Origin of the sequence: Flavobacterium sp. LHD-80 (genome assembly GCF_030929605.1) — a bacterium.
GTDB lineage: Bacteria > Bacteroidota > Bacteroidia > Flavobacteriales > Flavobacteriaceae > Flavobacterium.
This window is the reverse complement of the sequence record NZ_JAVFVS010000004.1, coordinates 230,657-256,122: the sequence shown is the minus strand read 5'-3', so window position 1 is coordinate 256,122 and position 25,466 is coordinate 230,657. Positions and strand designations below refer to the sequence as shown.

At 33.2% G+C, this 25,466-nt stretch carries 23 protein-coding genes and 2 tRNA genes; 8 read left to right on the top strand and 17 right to left on the bottom strand.

From position 1 onward, the window contains the following. Positions 1-142: 142 nt before the first annotated feature. Entirely contained in the window at positions 143-694 is a 552-nt protein-coding gene (locus RB619_RS05720) for an alpha-ketoglutarate-dependent dioxygenase AlkB (protein WP_308095250.1), read from the bottom strand. A 63-nt stretch (positions 695-757) separates the two neighbouring features. On the opposite strand from RB619_RS05720, the gene RB619_RS05715 reads away from it, so the two are divergent. Together RB619_RS05715 and RB619_RS05710 are read left to right on the top strand one after the other, a co-directional pair. Continuing rightward, positions 758-1,348: a hypothetical protein gene (locus RB619_RS05715; protein ID WP_308095248.1), complete on the top strand. Its 591-nt coding sequence runs from the start codon at positions 758-760 to the stop codon at positions 1,346-1,348. 2 nt (positions 1,349-1,350) lie between these two features. Beyond that, positions 1,351-2,292, top strand: coding sequence for a hypothetical protein (locus RB619_RS05710; RefSeq protein ID WP_308095246.1), 942 nt, complete (start codon positions 1,351-1,353; stop codon positions 2,290-2,292). 81 nt (positions 2,293-2,373) lie between these two features. On the opposite strand, the gene RB619_RS05705 is transcribed toward RB619_RS05710, so the two are convergent. The 5 genes from RB619_RS05705 to RB619_RS05685 all read right to left on the bottom strand — a co-directional run bounded on the left by RB619_RS05705 (position 2,374) and on the right by RB619_RS05685 (position 8,088). Further along, positions 2,374-2,970, bottom strand: coding sequence for a transposase (locus RB619_RS05705; protein WP_308095243.1), 597 nt, complete (start codon positions 2,968-2,970; stop codon positions 2,374-2,376). A gap of 75 nt (positions 2,971-3,045) precedes the next feature. Further along, positions 3,046-4,215, bottom strand: coding sequence for an IS3 family transposase (locus RB619_RS05700; protein ID WP_308095241.1), 1,170 nt, complete (start codon positions 4,213-4,215; stop codon positions 3,046-3,048). A 48-nt stretch (positions 4,216-4,263) separates the two neighbouring features. Further along, the gene (locus RB619_RS05695) at positions 4,264-5,481 is read right to left on the bottom strand and encodes an MFS transporter (RefSeq protein ID WP_308095239.1); all 1,218 of its coding nucleotides are present in this window, start codon (positions 5,479-5,481) and stop codon (positions 4,264-4,266) included. Between the two features lie 292 nt (positions 5,482-5,773). Beyond that, a complete protein-coding gene (locus tag RB619_RS05690) occupies positions 5,774-6,814 on the bottom strand; it encodes a Gfo/Idh/MocA family oxidoreductase (RefSeq protein WP_308095236.1) in 1,041 nt (346 codons plus the stop codon). A gap of 203 nt (positions 6,815-7,017) precedes the next feature. Then, positions 7,018-8,088 carry an NADH:flavin oxidoreductase/NADH oxidase gene (locus RB619_RS05685; protein WP_308095234.1) on the bottom strand — a complete coding sequence of 357 codons (1,071 nt, stop codon included), beginning with the start codon at positions 8,086-8,088 and terminating at the stop codon, positions 7,018-7,020. 200 nt (positions 8,089-8,288) lie between these two features. Here RB619_RS05685 and rseP point away from each other — a divergent pair, with 200 nt between their 5' ends. From rseP to RB619_RS05665, 4 genes are all read left to right on the top strand, one after another. Continuing rightward, positions 8,289-9,635, top strand: a complete 1,347-nt coding sequence (gene rseP, locus RB619_RS05680; RefSeq protein WP_308095231.1) for an RIP metalloprotease RseP — start codon at positions 8,289-8,291, stop codon at positions 9,633-9,635. Positions 9,636-9,721: 86 nt separating this feature from the next. Further along, positions 9,722-9,795: transfer RNA gene (locus RB619_RS05675), tRNA-Asn, on the top strand. 38 nt (positions 9,796-9,833) lie between these two features. Further along, positions 9,834-9,907, top strand: a tRNA-Asn gene (locus RB619_RS05670). Between the two features lie 61 nt (positions 9,908-9,968). Continuing rightward, entirely contained in the window at positions 9,969-10,319 is a 351-nt protein-coding gene (locus RB619_RS05665; protein WP_308095227.1) for a GIY-YIG nuclease family protein, read from the top strand. Positions 10,320-10,477: 158 nt separating this feature from the next. Here the strand turns inward: RB619_RS05665 and RB619_RS05660 are convergent, their stop codons facing one another. Together RB619_RS05660 and RB619_RS05655 are read right to left on the bottom strand one after the other, a co-directional pair. Next, positions 10,478-11,170 carry a hypothetical protein gene (locus RB619_RS05660; RefSeq protein WP_308095224.1) on the bottom strand — a complete coding sequence of 231 codons (693 nt, stop codon included), beginning with the start codon at positions 11,168-11,170 and terminating at the stop codon, positions 10,478-10,480. A gap of 205 nt (positions 11,171-11,375) precedes the next feature. Further along, a complete protein-coding gene (locus RB619_RS05655; protein ID WP_308095221.1) occupies positions 11,376-12,572 on the bottom strand; it encodes a C1 family peptidase in 1,197 nt (398 codons plus the stop codon). A gap of 286 nt (positions 12,573-12,858) precedes the next feature. Here RB619_RS05655 and RB619_RS05650 point away from each other — a divergent pair, with 286 nt between their 5' ends. Next, positions 12,859-13,656 carry a helix-turn-helix transcriptional regulator gene (locus tag RB619_RS05650; protein ID WP_308095218.1) on the top strand — a complete coding sequence of 266 codons (798 nt, stop codon included), beginning with the start codon at positions 12,859-12,861 and terminating at the stop codon, positions 13,654-13,656. Positions 13,657-13,734: 78 nt separating this feature from the next. Next, positions 13,735-14,595: a type II CAAX endopeptidase family protein gene (locus tag RB619_RS05645; RefSeq protein WP_308095215.1), complete on the top strand. Its 861-nt coding sequence runs from the start codon at positions 13,735-13,737 to the stop codon at positions 14,593-14,595. 81 nt (positions 14,596-14,676) lie between these two features. Here the strand turns inward: RB619_RS05645 and RB619_RS05640 are convergent, their stop codons facing one another. The 9 genes from RB619_RS05640 to RB619_RS05600 form a co-directional block, all read right to left on the bottom strand. Next, positions 14,677-15,876: a BamA/TamA family outer membrane protein gene (locus RB619_RS05640; protein WP_308095213.1), complete on the bottom strand. Its 1,200-nt coding sequence runs from the start codon at positions 15,874-15,876 to the stop codon at positions 14,677-14,679. A gap of 35 nt (positions 15,877-15,911) precedes the next feature. Beyond that, positions 15,912-16,892, bottom strand: a complete 981-nt coding sequence (locus tag RB619_RS05635) for a transporter (protein ID WP_308095210.1) — start codon at positions 16,890-16,892, stop codon at positions 15,912-15,914. A gap of 76 nt (positions 16,893-16,968) precedes the next feature. After that, complete coding sequence (locus RB619_RS05630; protein WP_308095206.1) at positions 16,969-17,955, bottom strand: helix-turn-helix domain-containing protein; 987 nt, start codon at positions 17,953-17,955, stop codon at positions 16,969-16,971. 337 nt (positions 17,956-18,292) lie between these two features. Beyond that, positions 18,293-18,874: a DUF4136 domain-containing protein gene (locus tag RB619_RS05625; RefSeq protein WP_308095204.1), complete on the bottom strand. Its 582-nt coding sequence runs from the start codon at positions 18,872-18,874 to the stop codon at positions 18,293-18,295. A gap of 227 nt (positions 18,875-19,101) precedes the next feature. Further along, positions 19,102-20,502, bottom strand: a complete 1,401-nt coding sequence (locus tag RB619_RS05620; protein WP_308095202.1) for a DUF2252 domain-containing protein — start codon at positions 20,500-20,502, stop codon at positions 19,102-19,104. Positions 20,503-20,511: 9 nt separating this feature from the next. Beyond that, positions 20,512-21,984, bottom strand: coding sequence for a DUF1254 domain-containing protein (locus RB619_RS05615; protein WP_308095200.1), 1,473 nt, complete (start codon positions 21,982-21,984; stop codon positions 20,512-20,514). A 33-nt stretch (positions 21,985-22,017) separates the two neighbouring features. Continuing rightward, on the bottom strand, positions 22,018-23,466 hold the full coding sequence (locus tag RB619_RS05610; protein ID WP_308095197.1) for a DUF1254 domain-containing protein: 1,449 nt from the start codon (positions 23,464-23,466) through the stop codon (positions 22,018-22,020). A gap of 53 nt (positions 23,467-23,519) precedes the next feature. After that, positions 23,520-24,341: a hypothetical protein gene (locus RB619_RS05605; RefSeq protein ID WP_308095195.1), complete on the bottom strand. Its 822-nt coding sequence runs from the start codon at positions 24,339-24,341 to the stop codon at positions 23,520-23,522. A 95-nt stretch (positions 24,342-24,436) separates the two neighbouring features. After that, positions 24,437-25,453, bottom strand: coding sequence for an HAD family hydrolase (locus RB619_RS05600; protein ID WP_308095192.1), 1,017 nt, complete (start codon positions 25,451-25,453; stop codon positions 24,437-24,439). Positions 25,454-25,466: the final 13 nt, after the last annotated feature.

Below are 25,466 nucleotides of genomic sequence, written 5' to 3'. Positions count from 1 at the left end.
ACAACCCTGATAATTTGTCGAAAAACTTCGATTATATAGTAGAAAGAACCTAAGAACTGATAAACAACATTTAAAAAAGAATACTAGTCCAGAAGAGCTTGTCTAATAATTAAAAAAAACGTCTTATTCAGACGGTTTTGCTTTAAACATTTTTATTAATTATAATTTTCCTAAAAGTAATACTAAATCTTTCATTCTTTTCACCAATATCAACTGGTAAAATAGAATGCAACCATTCTTTTTGAATTTCTTGTGACATATAGAGATAACTATTATTTTCTAATAGGATATCATAAATAATATTAAAATCACTTTTATTTTTGAATCTCATTGTCCTTGATGATCCAAACGAGAAAATAGCAATCCCTGTATTTTTATACAAGATATCGATTTGATCAGAATGAAATCCCATTTTTGAATTACTATCATAATAAAAGTTTATCAAACAATTATTTGGCATAAATCCATTTGAAGATTTTACCACATTAATTAAAACTTCAAGAAAATCCGGAATTTCATTTCTTGCATAATATACATTGGAATAATTGTATGGAATACCAAAGCTTGCTGTTTTACGTGAAATCATAGAATTATCCCAATCAATGTTATTTTTTAAATGATATAACATTGTCGTAGAATCTTGCAAAATATTGTTTTTCACAATAATTTCATCTCTTAATTCCTTGATTTTCATTTTATAATATTTGTTATCTAAATTAATAAATAATTAATTAGATTTGTTCAAATATATTTAATTATGCCAATATTAGATAAAAACGGAAATCCAATTGCATATCATGAAATTTTCCCCGGTGACGTGGAAGTTAATAACATTGAGTTTGGTGCCGGTAGAAATAACTACGGTAAAATAGAATACCCTAATTGCTACGTTACGGATTTGTCCTATCCCGCTGAACTAAAATCTTATTTTCAAGAGTATGAAGATGATAATACAGATTATCATTATTTAGACAATATATGCGATTTTTATAATACTAACTTCGGAAGGCAATTTGAAAATATTATTTTATGTAATCCATATGGCTATGGTTTTTACGGATTAGCAGCTGCGAAGAAATTTTTTGATCGAGCTGGAGAAATATTAATTGAAAATGGCCTTATACATATCTTAGGAAAGAATAATAATAAATGGTCTAAAAAAGAATCATTTGACAAGTTTATTAAAAATGATGTAATAACGGTTTATCAATCCAAATATGATTTCAAATTAGAGAGTTTTGAAACATTAGATAGTGAGCATGATATAAATGTCAAATATAAATTCTATACGACAGGCTTATTAACAGAAACAATACCAAATGAAAGATTAATTATTAAAAAGTTATAAAAATGGAACAATTAAATATATTTGAAGATATTTCATTAACTAACAGTTATAATAAATTATCATACAGAAATGATTTTAATAATCATATTGTTTCAGTTTTAGATTTTGCACTAGAAAATACAGGATCTGAAGTTTTAAAAAATAAAGATTTAAAATTTAGTAAAGGATTATATTGGGAATGTTTAAATTCAATATACGAAAATAACCCAATAATTAGAAACGAAGAGGAAAAAGAACAAAACAGGTTATTTGAGCAAAGTTTGTATCTAAATATTATTACTAAGTTAGATGGTTATTTTGACGAAGATGATGATTTACTTCTTGAGAGTATCGATTTTACCATTAGTAATTATACCGATGATCTTAATTACGGACAAAGATTAGATTTTAATCCTTGGAGTTACAGTAATAAGATTTTCACGGAAGACAATTTATTATATACATTTACCGATAATAAAGATGAGTACAAACATCTTTTGAAGCATAAAAAGAAGGAAAGCGAATTGTCCAAATATTTAACAATTGGAGTATTAGGAAAAGGTCAAAGGAAGGATTATGCACAATCTTACATCAAAGATATTTATGCATTAAGGACATTGTTTTTAAATTTATTGGAAGAAAATAAACATGATAGCGACAACCCTATAAAATTTTATAATATAATTAAACAATTTAGAGATTTAGGAATTTCAAAAACTGATTTAACAGACGGTAATATAAAGTATTGGATTGTAAAACCGCTTAAAAATAGTGTGAAAATTGGTTCTAATAAAAACGGATATTTTGCTATCCTAACAGAAGCTGATTTATACGAATCCTATAAAAGCCATTACAGTAATTTTATTGGATTTCATAAAACTTTAGAAAAACATAAAAAACATTCCATTTCAACTTTCTTATCTTTAGATGAAAAATTTAATAAACATAATAATTTTTTAAAATAAATGAGATTCCATGATATTACATATTGATCTAAAAAAATCGGTCTACTTTTAAGTAGACCGATTTTGTATTTAATAACATCTTTATTCTTTTTTTATTATACAGTACAACCCTAATGATCTCATATATCTGCCTACTGTTGTAGATGAAATATTATATCCTCCTTTTTGAAGTTCTATACTAATCCGTTTCGCTCCATAGCGTTGCTTTACATTGAAGAATATTTCAATTATCTTGCCTTTTATTAAGAACTTTTGCTTCTGAGTTTCTGAAACAAACTGATTTTTCCATTTTCGATAAGTATTTGGACTCACTCCTAAAACTCTACACATTTGCCTTATAGAATACACTTTTTCATTCTTCGCAATAAAATGAAAAACACCCTTTTTTTCTTGATTAAGATAGCAAATTGATTTTTTTAAAATCTCAAAATTTAAATCTGCATTTTTAATTTTTTTTTCAAGATCATATATTTTTTTCTGGTTTGGATCTAATTTTAAGTTACCTCCTCCAGGGAAACTTCCACTTCCATATTTATTATAATCCTGTCTCCATCTATTTAATAATGACTTTGTTATTCCAAGTTCTCTTTCTACTTGTTCAATATTATCTTTTTCAAAACTAATCAAGACAGCTTTTTCTTTGAAATCACGATCATATTTTTTTAATTTCTTTTTCATATCTAAACATAATTTCCGTTTTTATGTTTCACCATTTATATTTAAATCAAGAGAATATAAACAAATTGAAGTGAGTTAAGACTTAAATTTATCAATTGCATTAAACTCTTCAATTGTTTTATAATTCAAGGTTGAATGTATTCTTTGTTTGTTATACCAATTTTCTATAAATTCAAACATTTCTTTTTTTATTTGCCCCTTTTTCAGAAGCTTATTTTGTTTATATATAAATTCTCTTTTTAACGTACAAAAAAAACTCTCCGCTACTGCATTGTCAAGAGAATTGGATTTTCGGCTCATGCTTCTTACGCAATTATATGAGTCAAGCTCCTCAGTAAATATTTTGTTAGCATACTGAACCCCTCTATCAGAATGAAAAACTAATCCATCCAAAACTTTTCGGTTAATTATAGCCATTTCCCAAGCTGCTAAAGTTGTTTTTTGAGTAGTAAGTCTTGAACTCAAACTCCATCCTATTACTTTTCTATCATACAAATCCATAATAATAGTAAGATACATAAATCCTTTATGAATCTGTATATAAGTAATGTCTGAAACCCACACTTTAGAAGGTTTACTAATTTTAAATTTTCTATCTAAAACATTTGAGGAAGTGTAGTAATTATGCTTTGAATCAGTTGTTATCTTAAATCTTCTTATTGGCTTATATTTTAAATTTAACTGTTTCATGTAAAAACCCACTTGCGCATCAGATATTTTATAACCAATTGCATGAAGTTCTTTCGCAATTTTAAATCTGCCGTAATGTTTTTTAAAATTATAAAATATTGAAGATATTTTTTCTTTTAGAAGTATTATTTGTTTTTGTTTATTGGAAATACCAGAGTTTTTCCATCTTCGATATTTTCCCTCTCCAACGCCTAACACTTTACACATTCTCGTTATGGTGTGTTTTTTTTCATTATCCTTTATGAATTGAAAAATAGCTATATCTCCTTTTAAAAGATGCTTAATTCCATCCTTTAAAATTTCAAATCTAAGGACTGATTCTTTTAATCTTTTTTCAAGTTCGACAATTTTTTCTTCTTCAGGATGCACTCTTACATTTCCTGACCCAAGAAAACATCCATTTCCAAATTCTTGATATTCCTGACGCCATCTGGTAAGAAGACTGGAATCTACACCTATTTCATTAGCAAGTTTTGATAGATTGGGATTTTCATAACTCGATATTACCGCATTTAGTTTAAAAGTACGGTCATATTTTTTACGTTTCCCTTCCATAACTTAAACTTTTTCATATTTAAATAACAGACTCTTAAAACACCAAAGCTACTCCGCAGTTCTAATTTTAGAAACCATAAAAGCAATTAAAACACCAAAGATTCCGATAAAAGCAAAAGAGAATTGAAGTCCAAAATTCTCTGCAATGTGACCAATAACAGGCGGTCCCATTAAAAACCCTAAGAAACTTACGCTGGAAACTATTGTCAAAGCTTCACCTGGAGGAACTGTTGGGTTTTTTCCTGCCATACTGTAAACTGTAGGAACAATAGTTGCCACGCCCAAACCAACTGCCATAAAAGCAATGGTACACGGAATTAAATAAGGAAGAAAAACAGCTGTGAAAAGTCCGCCGGATATCATGACACCGCTTATCTGCATGACGCGCTCACGCCCGAATTTATTGATTAATCCGTCGCCTAAAAATCTTCCGCTCGCCATCATGATCATGAATGAAGTATATCCTAAAATCACCAATGGCCCAGGAGCTTTTACAATATCTTTAAAATAAACACCACTCCAATCAAACATTACGCCTTCGCTGGCCATACTGCAAAATCCAATTACGCCAAGCCAAATTAAAGTGCTGTCTGGTTTTGTGAATAATTTTTTCTTCTCGCCTTTATGTTTGATTTTTTCTTTGGCTTTGACCAAAAACTTAAAATTAAATACAATCATTAAAAGCACTATACCAGCTACAATCATAAAGTGATGCAATGGCGACAAATTTAAAGCTAACATTCCTAGTCCAACCAAAGCACCAGTAAAACCAGCAAAACTCCACATTCCGTGAAACGAAGACATGATTGTTTTTCTAAAAAGTACTTCGGTATAAACACCTTGAGTATTTACCGCGATATTGGCCAAGTTTCCGAACAAACCAAATAAAAATAAACCCAGTGACAATTGAAGCGCTGTTGTTGCCAAACCTAAATTAATCAGACACAAAACATACATAATTAGCGAAAAAACTAAAATGCGATGGCTTCCAAATTTGGTCACCATTTTCCCTGAAAAAGGCATGATGATCAATTGTCCCATTGGCAAAGCAAAAAGTATCGAACCTAGATCGCCTTCACTTAAATGCAAAGCGGTTTTTATATCTGGAATTCGGCTTGCCCAAGTAGCAAAACTTAATCCCATTCCGAAATAAAACATTCCCACTGCAAAACGAATTCGGTTTAAATAAGAAGCCTTTGCTTCTCTAAAAACTTTCTTGATTTTTCCTTTTGTCTGAAAAAGTTCTAGCGGATTGAAATTTATCAAAATAGATGCGTTTTTGGGATTATACTATAAAAGTACAAAAAAGCTATGTATTTTTTTCAAGGTTCAAATTGTTCCTTTATTTACAACGTTATTGTTTATAAATTGCTGTGTTTTTGGCCCACGGATTAGACTGATTAAACGGGTTTAAACAGATTATAATTATTCTTTGACATAAAAAAAGACGCACTGCTGTGCGTCTCTACGATTTATATTATTTCATTTTTAACCGCACATTATAAAATTAAAACCAGCGAAAACCCGTTTAATCCGTACAATCAGCGGGCCATAATTTCTACAAATTAATTACAGTTCTCTGCGCATTACTTGCGATTGCAGCTTCAATAATTTGCATAACTTTTACTCCGTCTTGGCCTGTAACGGGTTCTGTTGTATCGTTTATAATCGAATTATAAACTCCGTCAAAAAAGGAGAAATAATTCCCTTGTAATGTCGGTACTTTTTTGCGAATTATTTTTCCATCGATTTCAGTATGTAGAAGGCCTTGAAGTTCTTCCGGTTCTGTTCCCCACGATTCTAAATTTGGTTTTTTGCCAATTTTCAATTCGTCTTCTTGTACATCGCCTCTTGGTTTTAAAAATGAACCTTTTTTACCGTGAATCGTATAAGCTGGATTGGCTTCTCTCACAAAAAAACCAGCTTTTAAACGTACTCTGACATTCTCATAAATCAATAGCAAATCAAACCAGTCATCGACCAAAGAATTTTGTCTGGTATAACGAATATCCCCAAAAACTGATTTTGGTGAACCAAACAAGCAAACCGCTTGATCAATTAAATGCGGACCTAAATCTTTCAGAATTCCGGCTCCGTCATTGGCTGTTTCTTTATGAGCTTTTGGGCTCAATACAGGATTGTAACGGTCAAAATGAAATTCGGCTTCGACCAATTCTCCTAAAGCTCCTTCATTAATTACTTTTTGAATAGTTTTAAAATCACTATCCCATCTTCTGTTTTGAAAAACGGCTAGTTTTAATCCTTTATCTTTTGCAATTTGAGTCAGCTCTTCGGCCTCTGCAACTGTTGTTGTGAACGCTTTTTCGACAACAGCATGTTTCCCTGCCAAAAGTACTTTTTTAGCATATTCGTAATGCGTACCAACGGGTGTGTTTACGATTACCAAATCAACATCATCGGCCAATAAATCATCAATTGAAGGATAACTTTTAACGTATGGATAATCTTCCTGAATTAAATTTTTAGTTCTTTCCCAAGAACCTAATAATTCAAATCCTGGATGAATATCTAAAAACGGAGCATGAAAAACTTTCCCCGACATTCCGTATGATAATAGTGCTGTTTTTATTTTTTGCATGTTGTTTTAGTTTTTTTTTTGCCACAGATTATTATGATTGAAAGGATTTTTCTTTTTGCCACGACCCGAGCGATAGCGAACAGGCGAAGCAATTTCACTAATTTACACAAATCAGTGCGTTTGAAAAGCTTTAAAATTCGTGAAAATTCGTGTAATTCGTGGCGACAAAATCTGTTTAATCTGTAAAATCTGTGGCTAATAAATTATAGTTTAGCTCTTTCGTATTGTTTTGGCCAATGAATATCGTCGTTTAATTCCTTGGCGAAATCTAAAGGCAAGTTCGGATTTCTTAATGATTCTCTGGCAAACAAAATTAAGTCGGTTTGACCATTATTCAAAATTTCTTCTGCTTGTTTTGCGTCTGTAATTAAACCTACAGCTCCGGTCAAAATATTGGCTTCTTTTTTAACTTTTTCTGCAAAAGGAACTTGATAACCTGGTCCAATTTCAATTTTTTGATGCGAAACCAATCCGCCTGACGAAACATCGATTAAATCTACTCCTTTTTCTTTTAATATTTTAGAAAGCTGCACTGATTCTTCTGGATTCCATCCACCTTCTGCCCAATCTGTTGCCGAAATTCTAACAAACAAAGGCAAACTTGAAGGCCATTCGGTTTGAACCGCTTCTACAATTTCTAATGTAAATCTAATTCTATTTTCAAAACTTCCTCCATATTCATCGGTTCTCACATTTGTTAAAGGCGATAAAAATTGGTGCAGTAAATAGCCGTGCGCCGCATGAATTTCTAAAACCTGATATCCCGCTTCAACAGCTCTTTTTGTCGCGATTTTAAAATCAGAAATCACTTTTTGAATTCCGTTTTTATCTAAAGCTTCAGGAAGAAACGGTTCGCCATCGTGATACGGAATCGCACTTGCGGAAACGGTCTGCCATCCGCCTTGAGCGAAATCTAATTTTTTATTTCCTTCCCACGGAGAAGAGACACTTGCTTTTCGTCCTGCATGTGCTAATTGAATTCCGGGAATGGAATTTTGCGAAACAATAAATTCGTTGATTTCTTTCAGTTTTACGATATGCTCGTCTTTCCAAATTCCGAGATCAGCAGGAGAAATTCTGGCCTCTGGAGAAACGGCAGTTGCCTCTTGAATAATCAATCCGGCGCCTCCACTTGCACGACTTCCTAAATGAACGAGATGCCAGTTGTTTGCAAATCCGTCTTCCGCAGAATATTGGCACATTGGCGAAATGACAATTCTATTTTTTAAAGTGATATTTTTTAATGTTAAAGCAGAAAATAATTGTGAAGCCATAATTGTAACTTTTAATGGATTTAGACTACCAATTGAAGAAGGCAGCCTTATAAAAAGTAAAGTTACGGCATCCTTATAAAAGGAGAAATCTAAATGTTTATTAATTAACAAACATTTAAAACCTTAAGTATTATATTGCGGTCTTAAATTAAATAAGAAAACGTTACTTTTGTGCGTTAAATACGAACTAAAATTATAAAATGGATATAGTTATCAAACTCTCTCAATTTCTATTGAGTTTATCTTTACTTATTATTCTTCACGAATTAGGGCATTTTATCCCTGCAAAATTGTTTAAAACAAGAGTCGAAAAATTTTACTTATTTTTTGATGTTAAATATTCTCTACTAAAAAAGAAAATCGGCGAAACAGAATACGGAATTGGATGGCTTCCATTGGGAGGTTATGTAAAAATCTCTGGTATGATCGACGAAAGTATGGACAAAGAACAAATGGCTTTGCCACCTCAGCCGTGGGAATTCCGTTCTAAACCAGCTTGGCAACGTTTGATTATTATGCTTGGTGGTGTTACTGTAAACTTCATCTTGGCTTTTATAATATATATAGGAATGGCTTTTGTTTATGGTGACAATTATATTGCAAATGCTGATTTGAAAGATGGTGTATGGGTAACTAATCCTGCAATTGAAAAAGCTGGAGTTCAAACTGGAGATAAAATTATTGCTGTTAATGGCAAAAAAATGGATCGATATGATGATATCGCCAAAAATTTGTACATGGCAAATGAAGTTACTATTGAAAGAAACAACGAAGAGAAAACAATTAAGTTTCCTATCAATATCATTAACAAAATCAGCAACTCTGGAGTAAAACATTCTTTAGTTGAAATGAGAATTCCGTTTATTGTTTCAGGATTCGAAAAAGATTCTCCAAACAATAAAGATTTAAAAACTGCTGATATTATCACACATTTTGATGGCGCTCCTTTAAATTATGCCGATGAAGCTGCAGCAAGATTTAAAAATCATGAAGGAAAAATAGTTCCAATTACAATTAAAAGAGGTGATAAAATCATTCAGACTACTTTAAAATTTAACAACAAGTCTAAATCTGGAGTAGCTTACGCAATGAGAATACCTTATTCTAATATTGAAAAATTGAATATCTATAAAGTAAACCGTCAAAAATTTGGCTTTTTTGAATCAATTCCAATTGGAATCAACACAGGAATAAACGGCCTTATTGATTACGGAACGCAACTTAAAAAGATATTTAATCCTAAAACCGAAGCTTATAAAGAAGTGGGTGGTTTTGCGGCTATTTTTAATGTTTTTCCAGATTCTTGGAGCTGGGAAGCTTTCTGGTCGATCACTGCTTTATTGTCAATTATGCTTGGTGTAATGAATTTATTGCCAATTCCGGCTCTTGATGGAGGTCATGTGATGTTTTTATTATACGAAATTATCAGTGGCAAAAAACCAAGCGATAAATTCCTTGAAAACGCCCAAATGGTTGGCTTCGTACTACTTATAGCGTTACTTTTGTTTGCAAATGGAAACGACATTTATAAGGCAATTATGAAGTAGAAAAAAAAATGAATAAAAAGAGTTAAAATATTTTTGAGAAACTAAAAATTCGATTATATTTGCACTCGCTAAAAAGAGCAACACTTTCCTCCTTAGCTCAGTTGGTTAGAGCATCTGACTGTTAATCAGAGGGTCCTTGGTTCGAGCCCAAGAGGGGGAGCAACTTTTTTTAGCAAACATATTTACCTTTAAGGTGATTCCTCCTTAGCTCAGTTGGTTAGAGCATCTGACTGTTAATCAGAGGGTCCTTGGTTCGAGCCCAAGAGGGGGAGCTTATTAAATACCACTTACAAATTGTAAGTGGTATTTTTTTTGCTGTTAATCAGAGCCCCGATGGCTATCGGGGTTGGTTCGAGCCTCAGAAGGAGCTTCAAAAAGAAATATCAAATTGTAAATCGTACTATGAACGTTGTTTATATTATTTTTTCTCCCAAATTAGATCGATACTATATTGGATTTACATCTAATTTTGACACTCGAATGGAATTTCACAAAAATGCTGAATCAAGAAAATTTACAGCAAATGCTCAAGATTGGGATTTATTTTTCAAAATAGAATGCGAAAATAAATCGCAAGGCTTAAATATTGAAAAACACATTAAAAAAATGAAAAGCAAAACCTATATTGAAAATTTAACTAAATACCCAGACATTATTCTAAAACTTAAAGAAAAACACAAATAAAACTGTTAATCAGAGCCCCGAAAGCCTTCGGGGTTGGTTTCTCCCGATAGCTATCGGGACAAGAGGGGGAGCTTAAAAAAAAAAGACTATCATTACGATAGTCTTTTTTTTGTTTTATATCAAAAAAGTAAAGTTCATTCCTTCATTCTTTCTGCTTTTTATTGTTTAGCTACTTTATTTGCCAAGTTTTTACTTTCAAACAATACCATCATCTCATTTGCTTTTTCGGGCTTGTTAATCGCTTTTAATGATTCTGCACAGCGATAATAGTAAATAGGATCTAGATTTTTGCCTACTTCCAGAAGTTCTGAATAATATTTAGCTGCCGATTCCATGTCACCTTCAAAATACGATTTGTCTGCTACTTTTTTAAGCATATCAGTATTTTTATATCCTTTATCCACCACTTTTGTGTAGGTTTTTGAGATATCGATATCAATGTATTTTGTAGTTTCTGCAGGGCGTGCTACCGCAACTTTTACTGGTTCTACTTTTTCGTCAGGAATATCGATAACTACTTTTGACATTAACGGCACTTCAGTTTGTTTCAATTTAGGTTTTCTGTAAATTGGAGTTACCGTTCTGGTATTATTTGGACCGAGATCGTACGTATTGACCATGTCTAGTTTTGAAACTTCATATTTTGTAACTCTTCTTCCAAAAGTCATATTGATTGTTTCTTCAACGTAGTAAGCTTCTATGACAAGACCATCATCTATTTTCTTGTCTGACTGTAAATGTGTACTTCCAGCTGCTGCAATGACAGGAGCTTTTGAAGCCGCCCGCTGTGCAAAACAGCAAAATGGAACCACACACACAATTGTCATAAAAATTTCTGCATAATTTTTCATGATAAATTGATTAAGTTGCTGTTTATTTCAAAAAACTATAGTAAAGTTAGTCATAGTTCCATTTTTATGTTTATTTCACCCGTAAACAACCTTAAAAGACGTTTAAGTACGGTTTTTATACAATAGAAGTGGCAAAAAATCAAAAAAAAGCGCCACAATCCAAAAATTGCAGCGCTTTCTTATTTTATTAAAAACGACCCTAAACTTACACCCCCAATTTCTTAGCAATCTCAGCAGGAATTCCGCCTTTGTTTACCATTAAGGCAGTTGTTTTGTATTTTACGAAATTTTTGGTTACAAACAAGAAACCTTTGTAATCATTTGTTTCTCCCCAAGAATTTTTTACGATATAATATTCCTTTCCGGTTTGATCTTTTGCAAGACCAATAATGTGCATTCCGTGGTCATCCGTTGTTGTGTAATTATCAAACGCTGCCTGACGCATTTCTGGCGTAATTTCTGGCTCTGCTTTTGGTCCGTTAAACATATCTGCTTTTTCTTCAGCCGTCATGTCATCGAATTTTTTTGTCGGAACATAAGCAACACCATTTTTCCAGCTAAAGCTTTTCTCGCTTACGTCTGTTGCCCAAGCTACAGTGTATCCTTTTTTCAAAGCATTATCGATAACATCAGTCATGTCATTTACTTTTACATTGTAAACTTGATCTAATGACCAGTTGTCCGGCACCATTAAAGTTGTTTTTTGGTAATATGGAGAAGTTGTAAAAGAAGACATTTCAACATATTCATCTGGGTTGATTCCTACCACTTCTTTTGCAAAAGATTGTGGCGTATAATTTTTCCCTTTGTAAGTGAAATTATCCGGCACTTTTCCTAAATAAGAATCAATAACTGCAGCATACGCTTTTTGCCAGTTTGGAGTCAATTCTCCATTTGGATTTTTAACAACCGCTGCAAGAACACCTTCTATAAGTGCAGCCATTTCGGCAAATTTATTTTTATCTGTTCCGTAGTTTAATCCTGTATAAACTTCTCTTGGAACAGTACCGTATTTTTTATACATATTGATTACATCATGAAGTGAACCTCCGTCACCTAATGTAGTTGCACCGTGCATACGCACATAATTTACCCCTTTGTCAACATATACATTTCTTGCAGAAAAAACCTGAGACAACTCGACTGGCTGTTTTCCTAAACGAATCATTTCTGATTCTAAAAATGAGTTTGAAGCATAACTCCAGCAAGTTCCCGAAGATCCTTGAGCCTTTACTGATGTTGTTCCTAAGTTAACTACTTCGGTGAATTTAAAGTTCTCTTTACTTTTATCACTTGCATTTAACTTTAATGAGTTTACCAAAACGTCTTGTGCAAAACAGCCGCCCACACCAACTAAAAAAGCAGATGCTGCAAAAACTGATTTCATTGTATTTTTATACATAATCAAAAGATTTAAAAAGTTAACTTATTAGTAGCCTAATTTTATTTTTGTTACAAATCAATTAAATATCAGGTAAAAAAACTATTGTTTTTGCGTTAATTTTTATACAATGTTTTTATTAAGCATCAAAACCTTACAAATAATGCAATCCGATTTTTTTTTAATTGGATATTGTGGCAATTAGATAATTAGATAATTTCCTTAAAATCTTAATTTTAAAATATTCATTATTATTTGCAAATAAGTAGTATTTTGGTTTATGTTTTTGACACGCAAAAAACAGAAAATGTACGAACTGGAAAAAGAAACTTATTTAGGAAATACTAAAAACATCTTCAATACTCAAGAGGGAATTGCGGTTGTTGAAACGGAGTATCAAAACAAAGTTTACGAAGGCTGGCATTCGCACAACAACGCACACATCACACTTTTCTTGAAAGGCGGTACAACCGAAAAAAGAAAAAATTCAAGCGAAACCCTTGGCCCTGGTTCTTTATTATTTTATCACAGCGACGAACTGCATCTGAATCAAAATACGCTTTTTCCTTCCCGAAATATTAATATTGAAATTGAAGAAAACCTTTTAAAGGAACTTTTTATTAATGAAGCCGAAATTGAAAAATCAATTCAGAATAGTGTTTATGCTAAATCGTTGATTCTGAAAATTTTCAAAGAAACTCAATCTGCAGATAGTTTTACGAATGATAACGTCAAGATGTTATTCTCTCAATTATCAAATTCTAATGTGCATTTAGAACGATTTGAGAAAAGTCCGTTTTGGGTAAAAAGTTTAAATGAATTGCTCAATGATTGTTGGAATGAAAATCCGAATTTAAAAGATCTTGCTCAGGTTTTAAATCTTAATCCAATTACTATTTCGAAGCATTTTCCAAAATATTTTGGCTGTACTTTGGGCGAATATATGCGCCGAATTAAAATCAACCGTTCGCTTTCGCTGATACATTCGAATGAAATTAATTTAACCGAAATTGCTTTAGAATGCGGTTTTTCAGATCAAAGTCATTTTATCAGAACGTTTAAAAACCAAACCGGATTTCTGCCCAAACAATTTCAAAAATTATAGCAGAGGCAAATTTCATTCTATTTTTTGTTTTTGATGCCACCTACTTTTGTCTCATCATAAATCACTAAATACAATCAAATGGAAACGCTTACTTTAAAACAAAAAACGTTTAATTCTCCTATAACAAAGATCATTCTTGCCTTGCTTACTTTTATGGCAGTTGTTATTATAAGTCAACAAATTGCTGTAAAATTACTAGCCTTAACGCCGCTTGAAAAAGAGTACCGAAATCTTTTAAAAGGGCTTTTTGTTTCTGCTTTATGCGTTTTCAGTTATATTCTTTTCTTTAAAAAATACGACAAAAGAACAATTACAGAGTTTTCGACAAAAGGACTTGCAAAAAATCTTTTCATCGGTTCTCTGATTGGTTTTACTTTACAATCTCTCACTATTTTAGTAATCTATCTTAACGGAAGTTACAGTGTTTTGAATATCAATCCAATTTCATTTATTCTGATTCCGTTTACCATTATGTTTACGGTTGCTATTATTGAAGAAATATTGGTGCGTGGCATTATCTTTAGAATAGTGGAAGAAAAGCTTGGAAGTTACATTTCGCTTACTATCTCTTCAGTACTGTTTGGCATTTTTCATTTGGCAAATCCAAATGGTACTTTGATTTCATCAATATGCATAACTATGGCTGGTTTTATGCTTGGAGCTGCTTTTATTTACAGTCGTAATTTATGGCTTCCAATCGCTTTGCATTTTGCTTGGAATTTTACACAATCGGGAATTTTCGGAGCAATAACATCTGGAAACGAAAAAACAAATAGTTTATTGGATGCCAAAATACAAGGTCCAGAATTCATTACTGGAGGTGAATTTGGTCCCGAAGGTTCTATTCAGGCTATTTTATTTTGTACCGTTGGAGCTCTTTTACTCTTGGTTTTAAGCCATAAAGAAAACAAAATTATTAAGCCTTACTGGAAAAAATAAAAAAGCAAACTCCCGACAATTATTGCCGGGAGTTTCACTTTTTATTATTCACTCTTTACTGTTTACTCTTTACTAAAAAAGCTATCTCATCCAATTGCTTCCAAAAACAATGTAATACGCCCAATCTTCATTTCCTTTTGCAACATCAACTCCCATTCGAAGTTTAAATTTTCGGGCTATTAAATACCTAAAACCTGTTCCGTAACTGTAAACAACAGGTTTAGCAAATGCCTTATCCCAATCATCAAATGCACTAGCAAGGCCTCCAAATCCCATTAAACTCCATCTTCGATATAAATCCCAGCGAAACTCAAGTTCATTTACAATACTGGTGTTTCCCATATATCTAGCTGTCGGAATTCCTCTTAAATTAATTCCTGGTTTAAGATAAAAAGGCGGACTCCCCAACGCCTGTTCTCCTTCAATCCTTAGTCCGCCAATTAATTTATCAGTGATTGGGTAATATCCTATTGCAGACAAATTAATACGCCAGGAATTATAATCACTGCCTATTGCTTTATCTGACCAAAAGAAATCGGATTGAATTCGGATTCCTTTATCTGGTGTAAATATATTATCGCGCCCGTCAAATTGAAGTGCTCCTCCTAACTGACTTACAGTACTTTTAATATCGCCCGGCTTAACAAACGGAGGCGGAAGATTTAAGTCGGGTAAATTTATTTTAGAATTTAAAAACAAATATTGCGGTCCGGCGCTCCATTTTGCATTGTTAAATTGCTTGAGCCATTGTGTGTAAAAAACAGAAGTTCTGAAGTTCAATTTAAATTCCTGATCATTTCCAGTTGGGAGATTATTAGCATAAAAAGACAAATTGACATCTCCGTAAGCCGCTCCAACACGGTATAATATTTTTGGTTTTATTAAAGTTGCAGAACGAAACGCTCCGGCCATCCAGCTGTTATTTGCCGTATACATTCCAAATCCTCCTGTTATATCTGGATTTATAAAACGTTTTTTTCCATCTTCATCGATTACAGGGGCGTGTTTTTTAAGAAATATTGGCGCCAAAGCACCTCCAAAACCTCCTAAAGCTGGCTCAGATATAATAGCAGGAACTACAAGAAAACCATTTGCATAAATTAAAAAATTACTCAAATCGATCGCTCCATCAAGAGAATCTTTGAAGCGCATATTTTTAGGTGTCGATGTTGTTGCTGTAGTTGTTTGTGAAGTCATTCCTGTATAAGACAAGAGAAACACCACAATAATCAATCTGGTTTTCCAAATACTTTTACGATTAAAATGGCGCTTTTTTTTCATTGCAAAATTGTTTTTATCTGTAAATAGAAAATTGATTATTTAGGTTGCTCTTTTTCAAAACTAAAAACATGCGCAAGTGTTATGAAAAATGTATTTCCCTGAAATCTATTTATGGCATCAACCTCAGCTATCCATCTAAATCCTGCCGAAGTTTTGCATCCAATATGAAAATAGTTTACCTCGGCTCCAATACCTCCAACTCGGTCTTTCTCACCTTCAACAACTCCAATAACAGGAACAGGAATTTCATCGTGACTTACTTTGTATTGCAAGTAATAAATCAAACCGGCATTAAAAATTCCGGCTGGTGCTGTTTTTTCAGCATTCATTTGATAGAATGTTTTACCTAAACCTCCTTCAATACTTAAAATATCTCCGGTTTTAATATCGGTATCTTTCTTTCTTCCATTTATTTCGTAAGACGCTAAAGCTGAAAAATGAAAGGTTTTTTTATCATTAAAATATAAAGTTGTTCCGGCTGAAAATTCATTCATAAACATTCCCAAACCGCTGTTGTCTGGAGCTCCAGCTGTAAATTTTCCTGTTGGAAGATAAAGTTGATAACTAAAAACAAAATCGGCTTTTTTATGATGCCAACCTAACTGCACTGGAACAATGTACATATCTGTAAATGCCAATGAATTGTCAATGTTTGCATTGTTTCCTTGAATCGTGTTTTTTGCAAAAGCAAGCAGAATCGTAGCTCCATAATTGGCACCCAAAATTTTAAAATCACTTACGTACGATGCTCCTGCTCCAACCAAATACATTGTCAAATCAGGATTTGTAAGCGCTTTGTCGCCATCAGCATCACGTAATGTTGAAGCGGTGTAAATGTAATTTGGAACATAAACACTAAGCGTATTTGCTGGCGTTTGCGTTCCAGATTGCAATCCCATAGCGCCCAGAATATGTCCGCCTTTGAGCTGTGCATAGCCTGAAAAACACGATATCATTATTAAAAATATACCAACTGATTTTTTGATAGCGCTATATTGATAAAATTTTATTTTCATTGTCTTTCTATTTAAAAATTAATGAGTCATTACAATCGTATCTATAAACTACCTGGCTATTTGCATGTTGCTCTTTTTAAATGATACGAATGTGTTTTTCTGGATTCAATCTAATTACTTTAAAATATTCTGAAGGCGATTTCCCGGTGTGTTTAAGAAAAGCTCTAAAACAGGTTGTTCTTGATTTAAAACCAGAACCCCAAGCCATTCCTTCTAACGAAAGATCTTTCCATTCTGGATCATTAATTTTTTCTTTAAAATATTCGATTCTTTTCAAGTTTACATAATCTTGAAAATGAAGGTTAAATTCAGAATTAATTAAATTGGAAAGGTGGTGTACCGATATTCCTGTTTCATCAGCAATGTCTCTGATCACCAAATCTTTTTTTAGAAAAAGTTCTTTTGCAGTAAAAATTTCCTCCAATTGAAGCAAGTACTGATGTTTTTTTTCGTTTGTCAATTCTTTGATTAACGGCAATGCATTTTTCGATTCATCTTCTTTAATCACCAGTCTTTTTTCTTCAACAATCTGAAAGTTGTCATTAATCTCATTTGTGTTTACATCATAGAATATTTGAGGCTTAAAATAAAGCGACCCAACTGTAAAAATAAGCACAAATGAAATTAGCACATAACAAGATAAATCGATTGTATTGACACTGCTAACTAAAAAATAATGAACAAAAAGAGCCGAAAACAAGAACAAAATCATCAGATTATAAATTCGGATCCAGTTTAAGATTTTAATTCTGTTGAAATGATTTTTCTTCAATTTTTCCAAATCATAATTTAAAACCATCATCGTTTGGCAAAAAGCATAAAGCAACCAAACGGTCAAACTCAGCATTGAGAATGGGTTTTGTATTTTAGGAGAGATACTTTGTGCAAAAGGGAAATGAGCAAAATTTCCAATCCATACACAAAATGTCAAACTAAAATAAATTAAGAAAGGAACAAAATGAAGCCAGTCATATTTTTGAAATGTATTATCTGTAAATAAGAGATTTCGAACATACAAAAAAGCACATGGCGCTACTAAAAATATAAAAGGTTTCGTGATCATAAACAGATCAGGGAAAAAATTAAGGACATTTGCTGACAAGTAAAAATTATATACACTGACAACCGCGAGGCTAAATAAAAACAGCCCTAAAAAGAAACTTTTTGAATAGTTTTTTTTAGAAAACAGCACCATAAATGATGTTGCAAAGCCAATCATTGTAGCCATGAAAAAGAAAAGAGAGAGTACTATATCCAGCATATATTAGTTATTTATATTAATAATAGCTCTTTCTTAAAAAAATGAATTTTAAAAGAAAGTAATGTACCATAACTCCTAAAGGCTATACTTATCTTCAATGAGATAAGTATAACTGCCTTTGTAGAATAAATTTGATAAGTTATTTTTTAGCGAGACCTGGGGGAAAGCCTTCTAAGATTTTTTTAATTGCACCTGCAATAAATTCTTCTGGGTTATCTGGTTTGCTGTCAATTTGAGCATTCCCTATTCCTTGCCAAAGCAGTTTTTGTGTTTTTGAAGAAACAATATCAATTACAAGTGATCCATCAACATAATCATAAGAATTAAATGTTGTTGTACCGCCGCCCATCATGGCGCCACCGCCCCAATATCCGTATGGACGATACATTCCTCCATAACCATAAAAATTAGTATCGGCAGTAACTTGAGTTTTGTTTTTTAATATAGAAACCGCATTGACTTTTAAATCAGGATTGTCTGTTGATTCTACAAACCCTTTGGCGGTCATTTCGGCGCGAATTGCTTTTGCAACACGATCTGCATTTAGCTGATTTACTTGACCTTCCTGGGCTTTTAAGTCATAGACAGTAAAAGTTTTGTATTGGCTGAAATTAGCAGAGTGATCGTAATCTGTGGTGACTTTTACTGTAGGCGAACAGCTGTAAAATAATCCCAATAAAACTAACGGAATTAGGCGAAGATTTGTTCTTTTAATATTCATTGTTATTGTATTTAAATTAATAATTAAATTAGTTTAACTCGAATGTATTAAAATCAAAAAAAATCTTTGGGGCATTAAAGCAATGTAAATAAATTGTAAAACCAACACTAACAACACTTTAATATCTCCTAAAGGTATATTTTTTTCTTTAATTAACATAGTTTATTGCAAAAAATCTTACTTATCATCTTGATGTATTTTGATTCAAAATGTAATTTTTTTGCAACTTATACTTCGGTCGAAATTGGCAATCGTCCTTCTTTTACCGCTTCGACCATTTTATTGTAATCCAATTCATTTTGATGCGCATACAACATTGAAAATTTAGAAATTGCATTGGCAAATTCATTATTATTCCCAATATATCCCGACAAAAGCGACGGATCGCCAGATCTTGCATGTGCGCGTGCAAGTGCCCAACCGCAGGCTTTGGCATAATCTGTCATATTTTCGGCTTTCATTATTTCGATGACTGGTTTTATCTTGGCATCACGAAGCTGGCGGATATAAAAATATTTGCCTTTATCATCATTTGTCCAGCCTAAAAACATATCTGGAGCTGATTGCATTAATTTTTGTCCCATTACAATTCGCTCTCCCTGATGCGGATATTTCCCTCTGTTTTTTACGTTTGATTCTAAGACGCTTTTTCTTGCTTCTTTAAACTGTAAAAAAATAGGTTCTCCAGTAGCCGACATCAATAAACTGATACCGCAGAGTGTTCCAACACTTCCAACGCCTACAACTTTTACCGCAAAATCATGCATTGTATATCTGCTCAGCAAAACTTGTTTGTCTTCTGGCAATGATTCTATGTATCGTTTATGAACCTGTTTCGCTTCTCTTAACGTATAACTTGCCTCATTCCCCGAAGGATGATAAATCAACGGAGGATCGTCTTTGATTCTGGCCCGAACCCCATCTAAATAGGTCATTTTTGCAAATTCTTTTTCGTGCGCAATTGATTCTGCTGCTTTTTTTATTCGCTTTTGCTGAAATTCTTTCAGCTCCTCATCTTTTCCCAAATCAATAAGCTCTGCCAAATCAATATCAGCATACCAAATTTGAAGTGCTGATAATTTACTGTAATCTAGCATGTGCCGTTTGTAACTGTCTGCTACATGCCATGCAAATTCTTTACACTCTTTAGCAGAAAATTTTCGCCACTTTCCTGCAATTGCAAAACTTGTTGCTAATCTTTTTATATCCCATTCCCAAGGACCAGGAAACGTTTCGTCAAAATCATTTATATCAAAAACCAATTTACGTTCAGGAGTTGCAAAACCGCCAAAATTCATTAAATGACAATCGCCACAAAGCTGGAGCTGTATTCCTGTATTTGGCGTATTTGCTAAATCTGCCGCCATAATTGCCGCTGCTCCTCTGTAAAAAGCAAATGGCGATTCGATCATTCGTCGATATCGAATGGGAAGTAAACTTTCAAGTCTTCCAATACTTGTTTTAATCAAAATCGCAACAGGATCTTCACGATCTTCAGGTTCTGTCCATTCTTGATGAGAAGAACGTGGCACCTCTTTCCTGATCGCTGCACCATTATCATAGCGTTCTGCTTTCGATGCTAATCGATCAAAAAAACTTTCGGCGCTATCTGATGCTTTTTCTGTCATGATAATACTTTATTTCACTTCTTTAATATCATCCATTTTCCAGCTTTTATCAAAGTAAGCTGTCGTTGGTCCGTAAAAACGCATGTAGGTAAACCAATGTTTTCCTGGCAATGTCTGAACCCAGTTTTTCTCTTTTCCTACCGGAGCTTTTGGTCCAAAATATAAATCAACAGAACCATCGGCATTTTTTATCAAATCTTTTCGAGACGATAAATCGGCATTTTGCTGCGGATTATCAATCAAACAGCGAGTTGCCGAATCATAAACTGTTATTGACCAAAAATTAACTGCTGGTGGATTTGCCGGAACATTTAAAGTGTAATTTTTCCCTCCATCGAGCCAGTTTCCATTGCTGTCAGTGTAATTTCCTAAATAAGCCTGACCTAGATTCGGGGTTTTTGATATCATTGCGTTAGAAAAAGTTACGGCTTCGAAGAAATAAGCTGATCTCTCAAAAAATTCGTCAAAATTTTCTTCACGCTGAGCAGAATTTTTCATCGTAATGACATAATCCCATTTTTTATCTGCCCAGTGTCTAACGTCTTTAAAACGTTTTTCATAAGAATTAGCCATTGCCATTTGTTCTCCTTTTTTTGCAGCGGCAATTAAAATATTCTTCTGACGTTCATCTGGTGCAAAAGGTTTTCCTTTTTCTATACCAAGATTTTTAAGCCAAGCCATAAAAAAACGATCACGTTCCTCAACTGGTTCATCTTGTAAAATGGCATGTAGACATTCCCAATATTTAATTCCCGATGGCTGAATTCCGTACCAATTTTTATCGGCTGGCGGACTTACTATTTTTGTTGGAGTCGGATTTGCTCTTTGTGCGTAAGGATATATTTTGACTTTTTTTACTAATTCTTCCGTCACTTTAGGATCAGGATCCAATGTTCTAAAACCGAAGAAATTATTTACTGTCGTACACGGAATTATAAAATACCCATCGGCTTTAAAATCTTTCATAGTTGGCGGTACTAAAATATATTTTCCTCCTTTTCCCTTATCTGGCCCCATTTCTCCAATTACAGCCTCTTCTCTTTGCCAAAAATCACTCAACCCTCCAGCAGTGCGTCCGGCTGGCATTTCGATAACTGTTGGTCCGTTTGCTTTCAAATCAATAAATGACATTATATAAGGAGTTGTGGCATTTGCTGTTAAAATTCCTAATCGGTCATGATAAGTATTGTACAATACTAGATCATTACTCGTTGCACCGAATGTTTTATAATGCTGTTGCTGCCATTCAGCGAAAGCCACAATTGGCAATCCCCACAGATAACATTGTGTTGCTTGTTGAAAATCCATTTCATCAAAAAGTGCAGGAATTGATTCTTTTGAAGGCAATTCACCATCCATTTTTATACCAGAACCTGATTTTACTACTCTTTCTGAATCTGGATTTGTTGTCGTTGATTCTTTGCATCCAAAATTTAAAATCAAAGAAGATACTGCTAAAATTATAAGGCATTTACTTTTCATAATGATTAATTATTTTAGTTTAAAATCAGAGAATTATTTCACTTCCGTAACGTCTCCCATTTTCCAAGTTTTATCAAAAAATCCTTTTTCTGGACCATAAAAACGAGCCAATAATTCAAATTTTCCTTTTGGATCTGTTGGAACCCAGTTCGATTCTTTTCCAGCAGGAGCTTTGGCACCAAAATAAATGTCTACAGATCCATCACTATTTTTTTGAAGTCCAGGCGAAGTCGAAGCTCGGCTAAAATATTTCATACCTTTAATTAAAGCGTGCGTTTCACGATCGTAAGCCGTTACCGACCAATATAATTTTACTGGAACATTTGGAGGCAAATGCAATTGATACAATTTTGATCCGTCAAATTCTTCACCTTTCTCATCTTTAATTGTCATTAAATAAAACTGTCCTGTGCCTAAATGTTTTGCACTGAAATAAGCCATTGAATAACTTATTGCTCTTTCGCTAACTGGATAAATATTAGGAGCTGTATAATTAGACATTATGGCCTTTACAACATCTTGAGAAGCTGGTAAAGCCCAATTTGTACCGTCATAATAAGGGGGAGTAAATATCTCTTCGTACTTTTTATCAATCCAATTATGAGCATCTTTTATGGCTGCGTTCAAAATCTCTTTTCTTCTAGCATCTGCTTCAAAAGGTTTTCCTTTTTCGATTCCAATTGACTTTAGAAAATCAACCATAACTAAATCACGTGTCAACCAAGGTTCTCGTTGCACAAACTGATTTAGAATTTCAAAAAAATGGAAATTGTATGGAATGGTATTGCTAAAATTAACTTCAAGCAAATCAGTAAATTTTGTAGCTGGTGGATTTGATGCCTGAGAATAAGGATAAATTTTGATTTTCTTTCCGTAATCAATTGCACGTTTAAGATCATTTGGGCTTCCGTCTGTAAGATTGGAACGCAAAATTGCAAAACCTGTATAGGTGGATGAAGGCATTGAAATATATCCTTGCGGTACTTTATCTTTATAATTTGGAGGAAGAATTAAATATTTTCCACCTTTTCCTTTATCTAGACCTGCGGGGCCAATATCTTCAATAGCAGTTTGCCAGCCATCATCAAGACTTCCTGTTAAAGATGAGGCACCTTCAGCTGGCGGAATTTCTAATACAATCGGTCCTTGTCTAGTGTCGTATAAAGGATTTATATAAACAACATCAGGATTTGGAGTCAAAGTTTGATTTTTTGAATTTATTAATCCTGACCAATAAATAATCTCATTAAAACTGCCCTTTGTAGTCGTCAAACTTTCATTAAGGAGTTCAAAATTAACAGCGGGCATTCCCCAAATAACAGCTTCAACAGCTCGATTATAAATTATTTGTTCATCGAGATTTGCAGGTTTGAAATCACTCGAAGCTGATGTTACAGAAGTCGTTTCTGTTTTTTCTGACGAAGTTTTATTGCATGAAATAAATAACGCAATAAGAAAAAGTGAAATTATTTTGGCCTTCATGTTGTATCCGATTAAAAATTAAAATGATATTTTCTGAGAACTCTTACGAAATATTATTGCGGAAATATAAAGGCAACGACCGCTCTTAATCCCCAGTCAGGTTTTATAGATTGATGCCCAACAACTGGTATTAAAGGCATAACAGCAAATTGCATAGTTTGACCTCCCAATTTTGTAATCGCACCTACATTTGGACTCACTGTAATTAGGGTTGTATTTCCTTGCCAGTTTTGCGTAATTTCTGAAGTGATTCCTAAACTGGCACCGCTTTTATAACTATGTGTTAGAAATATTTGTGTATAAAACTGGTTGAAATCGGCTCTGTCGGCATTTCCGGCCACAGACCAAATTTGATTCGCCAAGAAACCTATAGAAAGTCCTTTTCCTTGATGCATTACCAAAACACTTGGTCCAATTCCGAATTTTTCTGTTCCTAAAAATTTTTCTGTAGCAGTTGGCACTAAAAAAGCAGGCCCAACTCCCAAGATAATTCCTTTAGTTTTAGGAGCAAAAAAAGCGGTTACTGTTGCATCGCTTAAACCAAATTCATGTGTGTTTTCTCCCGTTACATCTTGCTGATCAACAACTGGAAGAATATAACGTGTAATTAAGTTTAGATTTTCACTTAATTTAAATGGAACAACGGGCTGTATATTGATCTGATATTTAATTCCGTTATATGGGCCAATTCCATAAGTAAGATTATTTTGTAATGGAACACTAATTAAACTTGCAACCGGATTTGCCATTTTATCGGCAAGTTCTTGTGCGCTTGATCCAGCTTTTTCTTCTTGGGCAAAAGCTGAAAAATTTAAAAGAATTAAAAATATACTGAGTGAAAATTTTATGGTGATATAAATTCTTGTGCGTTTCATAATTAATTCTCTTAGAGATTGATATTAATTTCTTAAAATAAAAATGAAACAACTTTCAACTCGTAAAAGTTATTTCACTTCGGCTTTAATTCAAATTATTTATCTGCAAAGACTTTTTTCCAATCGTCTTTCATGCTTATTACATGATACTTGTATTTTGCTGCCGTATTTAAAGAAAGATTATCTTTTTCCTGATAATTGTATTCTCTGATCGAATCGTTATGATTTACAATTAATTGAAAAGATGGGTATTTACTTCCAGAAGAATATCTTAACATGGCAAGATCTCCAGCTCCACCTTCGTTTCCGCAGGCAAAAACTGGTCGCTGACCAATGTGTAATTGTATACCGACAGGTTTTCCTTCTTTATCATTAAAATGATCTAAAGCGGGTTCTCTTAAAACTGCATTTTTAGCATCATCAAATTTATATTTGAAAGAAGTTCCAACAACTTGATCTTTTGGAATCCCATAAAAATCCTGTGATATTGCACGTACTACTTCTACAGTTCCACCTGTCACAATGAAAGTTTTGAAACCATTTGCACGCAAATAAGTCAAAAGCTCCAATTGAGGCTGGTATCTGATTTGTTTTAGTGGCACATTTTTGCCAGGATATTGGGCACCAGAGAAAAACTCTTTTGTTGATGCTTCAAATTCATCTTCGGTCATTCCAGTGTGAGTTGCTGCAACTAATTCAATTAGTGCCTTATCTCCACCTTTTTCAAAATAAGTTTTGTCTTTTTCAATTACAGCTTTAAAAGGTTGTTTTTGAGCCAAAGAAGGATTTGCTTCTACCATTTTTTTTACTCGATAAAAAGCAAATAATTCCTGAACATAAGGTTTTTCAGCCCATAGTGTTCCGTCATTATCGAAGGTTGCAATTCTATTTTCAACGGGAATAAAATCTGGACTTCCTTCTTTTGTTACTTTTTCAACGTAAGCAATAATGTCTTTTTTCAAAGTTCCGTCATTCCAGCTTGGCAATGGATCACCGCTGGTTGCAACAACTGTTGTGCTGTCTTTAGGATTTGTAGTTGTAGTAGTTTCAGATTTTTTACACGAAACCAGTAAAAATAAAAACAGAGGCACTATATATATTTTTCTATACATGATGTTTATTTTT

What these genes read in the sequence shown, in the direction of transcription:
- RB619_RS05660 (WP_308095224.1), bottom strand. Translation starts at nt 11,170, where the DNA reads ATGAAAAATTATGCAGAAATTTTTATGACAATTGTGTGTGTGGTTCCA.
- RB619_RS05605 (WP_308095195.1), bottom strand. Translation starts at nt 24,341, where the DNA reads ATGAAACGCACAAGAATTTATATCACCATAAAATTTTCACTCAGTATA.
- RB619_RS05630 (WP_308095206.1), bottom strand. Translation starts at nt 17,955, where the DNA reads ATGATCACGAAACCTTTTATATTTTTAGTAGCGCCATGTGCTTTTTTG.
- RB619_RS05720 (WP_308095250.1), bottom strand. Translation starts at nt 694, where the DNA reads ATGAAAATCAAGGAATTAAGAGATGAAATTATTGTGAAAAACAATATT.
- RB619_RS05655 (WP_308095221.1), bottom strand. Translation starts at nt 12,572, where the DNA reads ATGTATAAAAATACAATGAAATCAGTTTTTGCAGCATCTGCTTTTTTA.
- RB619_RS05640 (WP_308095213.1), bottom strand. Translation starts at nt 15,876, where the DNA reads ATGAAAAAAAAGCGCCATTTTAATCGTAAAAGTATTTGGAAAACCAGA.
- rseP (WP_308095231.1), top strand. Translation starts at nt 8,289, where the DNA reads ATGGATATAGTTATCAAACTCTCTCAATTTCTATTGAGTTTATCTTTA.
- RB619_RS05685 (WP_308095234.1), bottom strand. Translation starts at nt 8,088, where the DNA reads ATGGCTTCACAATTATTTTCTGCTTTAACATTAAAAAATATCACTTTA.
- RB619_RS05710 (WP_308095246.1), top strand. Translation starts at nt 1,351, where the DNA reads ATGGAACAATTAAATATATTTGAAGATATTTCATTAACTAACAGTTAT.
- RB619_RS05615 (WP_308095200.1), bottom strand. Translation starts at nt 21,984, where the DNA reads ATGAAAAGTAAATGCCTTATAATTTTAGCAGTATCTTCTTTGATTTTA.
- RB619_RS05635 (WP_308095210.1), bottom strand. Translation starts at nt 16,892, where the DNA reads ATGAAAATAAAATTTTATCAATATAGCGCTATCAAAAAATCAGTTGGT.
- RB619_RS05610 (WP_308095197.1), bottom strand. Translation starts at nt 23,466, where the DNA reads ATGAAGGCCAAAATAATTTCACTTTTTCTTATTGCGTTATTTATTTCA.
- RB619_RS05690 (WP_308095236.1), bottom strand. Translation starts at nt 6,814, where the DNA reads ATGCAAAAAATAAAAACAGCACTATTATCATACGGAATGTCGGGGAAA.
- RB619_RS05620 (WP_308095202.1), bottom strand. Translation starts at nt 20,502, where the DNA reads ATGACAGAAAAAGCATCAGATAGCGCCGAAAGTTTTTTTGATCGATTA.
- RB619_RS05625 (WP_308095204.1), bottom strand. Translation starts at nt 18,874, where the DNA reads ATGAATATTAAAAGAACAAATCTTCGCCTAATTCCGTTAGTTTTATTG.
- RB619_RS05645 (WP_308095215.1), top strand. Translation starts at nt 13,735, where the DNA reads ATGGAAACGCTTACTTTAAAACAAAAAACGTTTAATTCTCCTATAACA.
- RB619_RS05715 (WP_308095248.1), top strand. Translation starts at nt 758, where the DNA reads ATGCCAATATTAGATAAAAACGGAAATCCAATTGCATATCATGAAATT.
- RB619_RS05665 (WP_308095227.1), top strand. Translation starts at nt 9,969, where the DNA reads ATGGCTATCGGGGTTGGTTCGAGCCTCAGAAGGAGCTTCAAAAAGAAA.
- RB619_RS05650 (WP_308095218.1), top strand. Translation starts at nt 12,859, where the DNA reads ATGTACGAACTGGAAAAAGAAACTTATTTAGGAAATACTAAAAACATC.
- RB619_RS05600 (WP_308095192.1), bottom strand. Translation starts at nt 25,453, where the DNA reads ATGTATAGAAAAATATATATAGTGCCTCTGTTTTTATTTTTACTGGTT.
- RB619_RS05700 (WP_308095241.1), bottom strand. Translation starts at nt 4,215, where the DNA reads ATGGAAGGGAAACGTAAAAAATATGACCGTACTTTTAAACTAAATGCG.
- RB619_RS05705 (WP_308095243.1), bottom strand. Translation starts at nt 2,970, where the DNA reads ATGAAAAAGAAATTAAAAAAATATGATCGTGATTTCAAAGAAAAAGCT.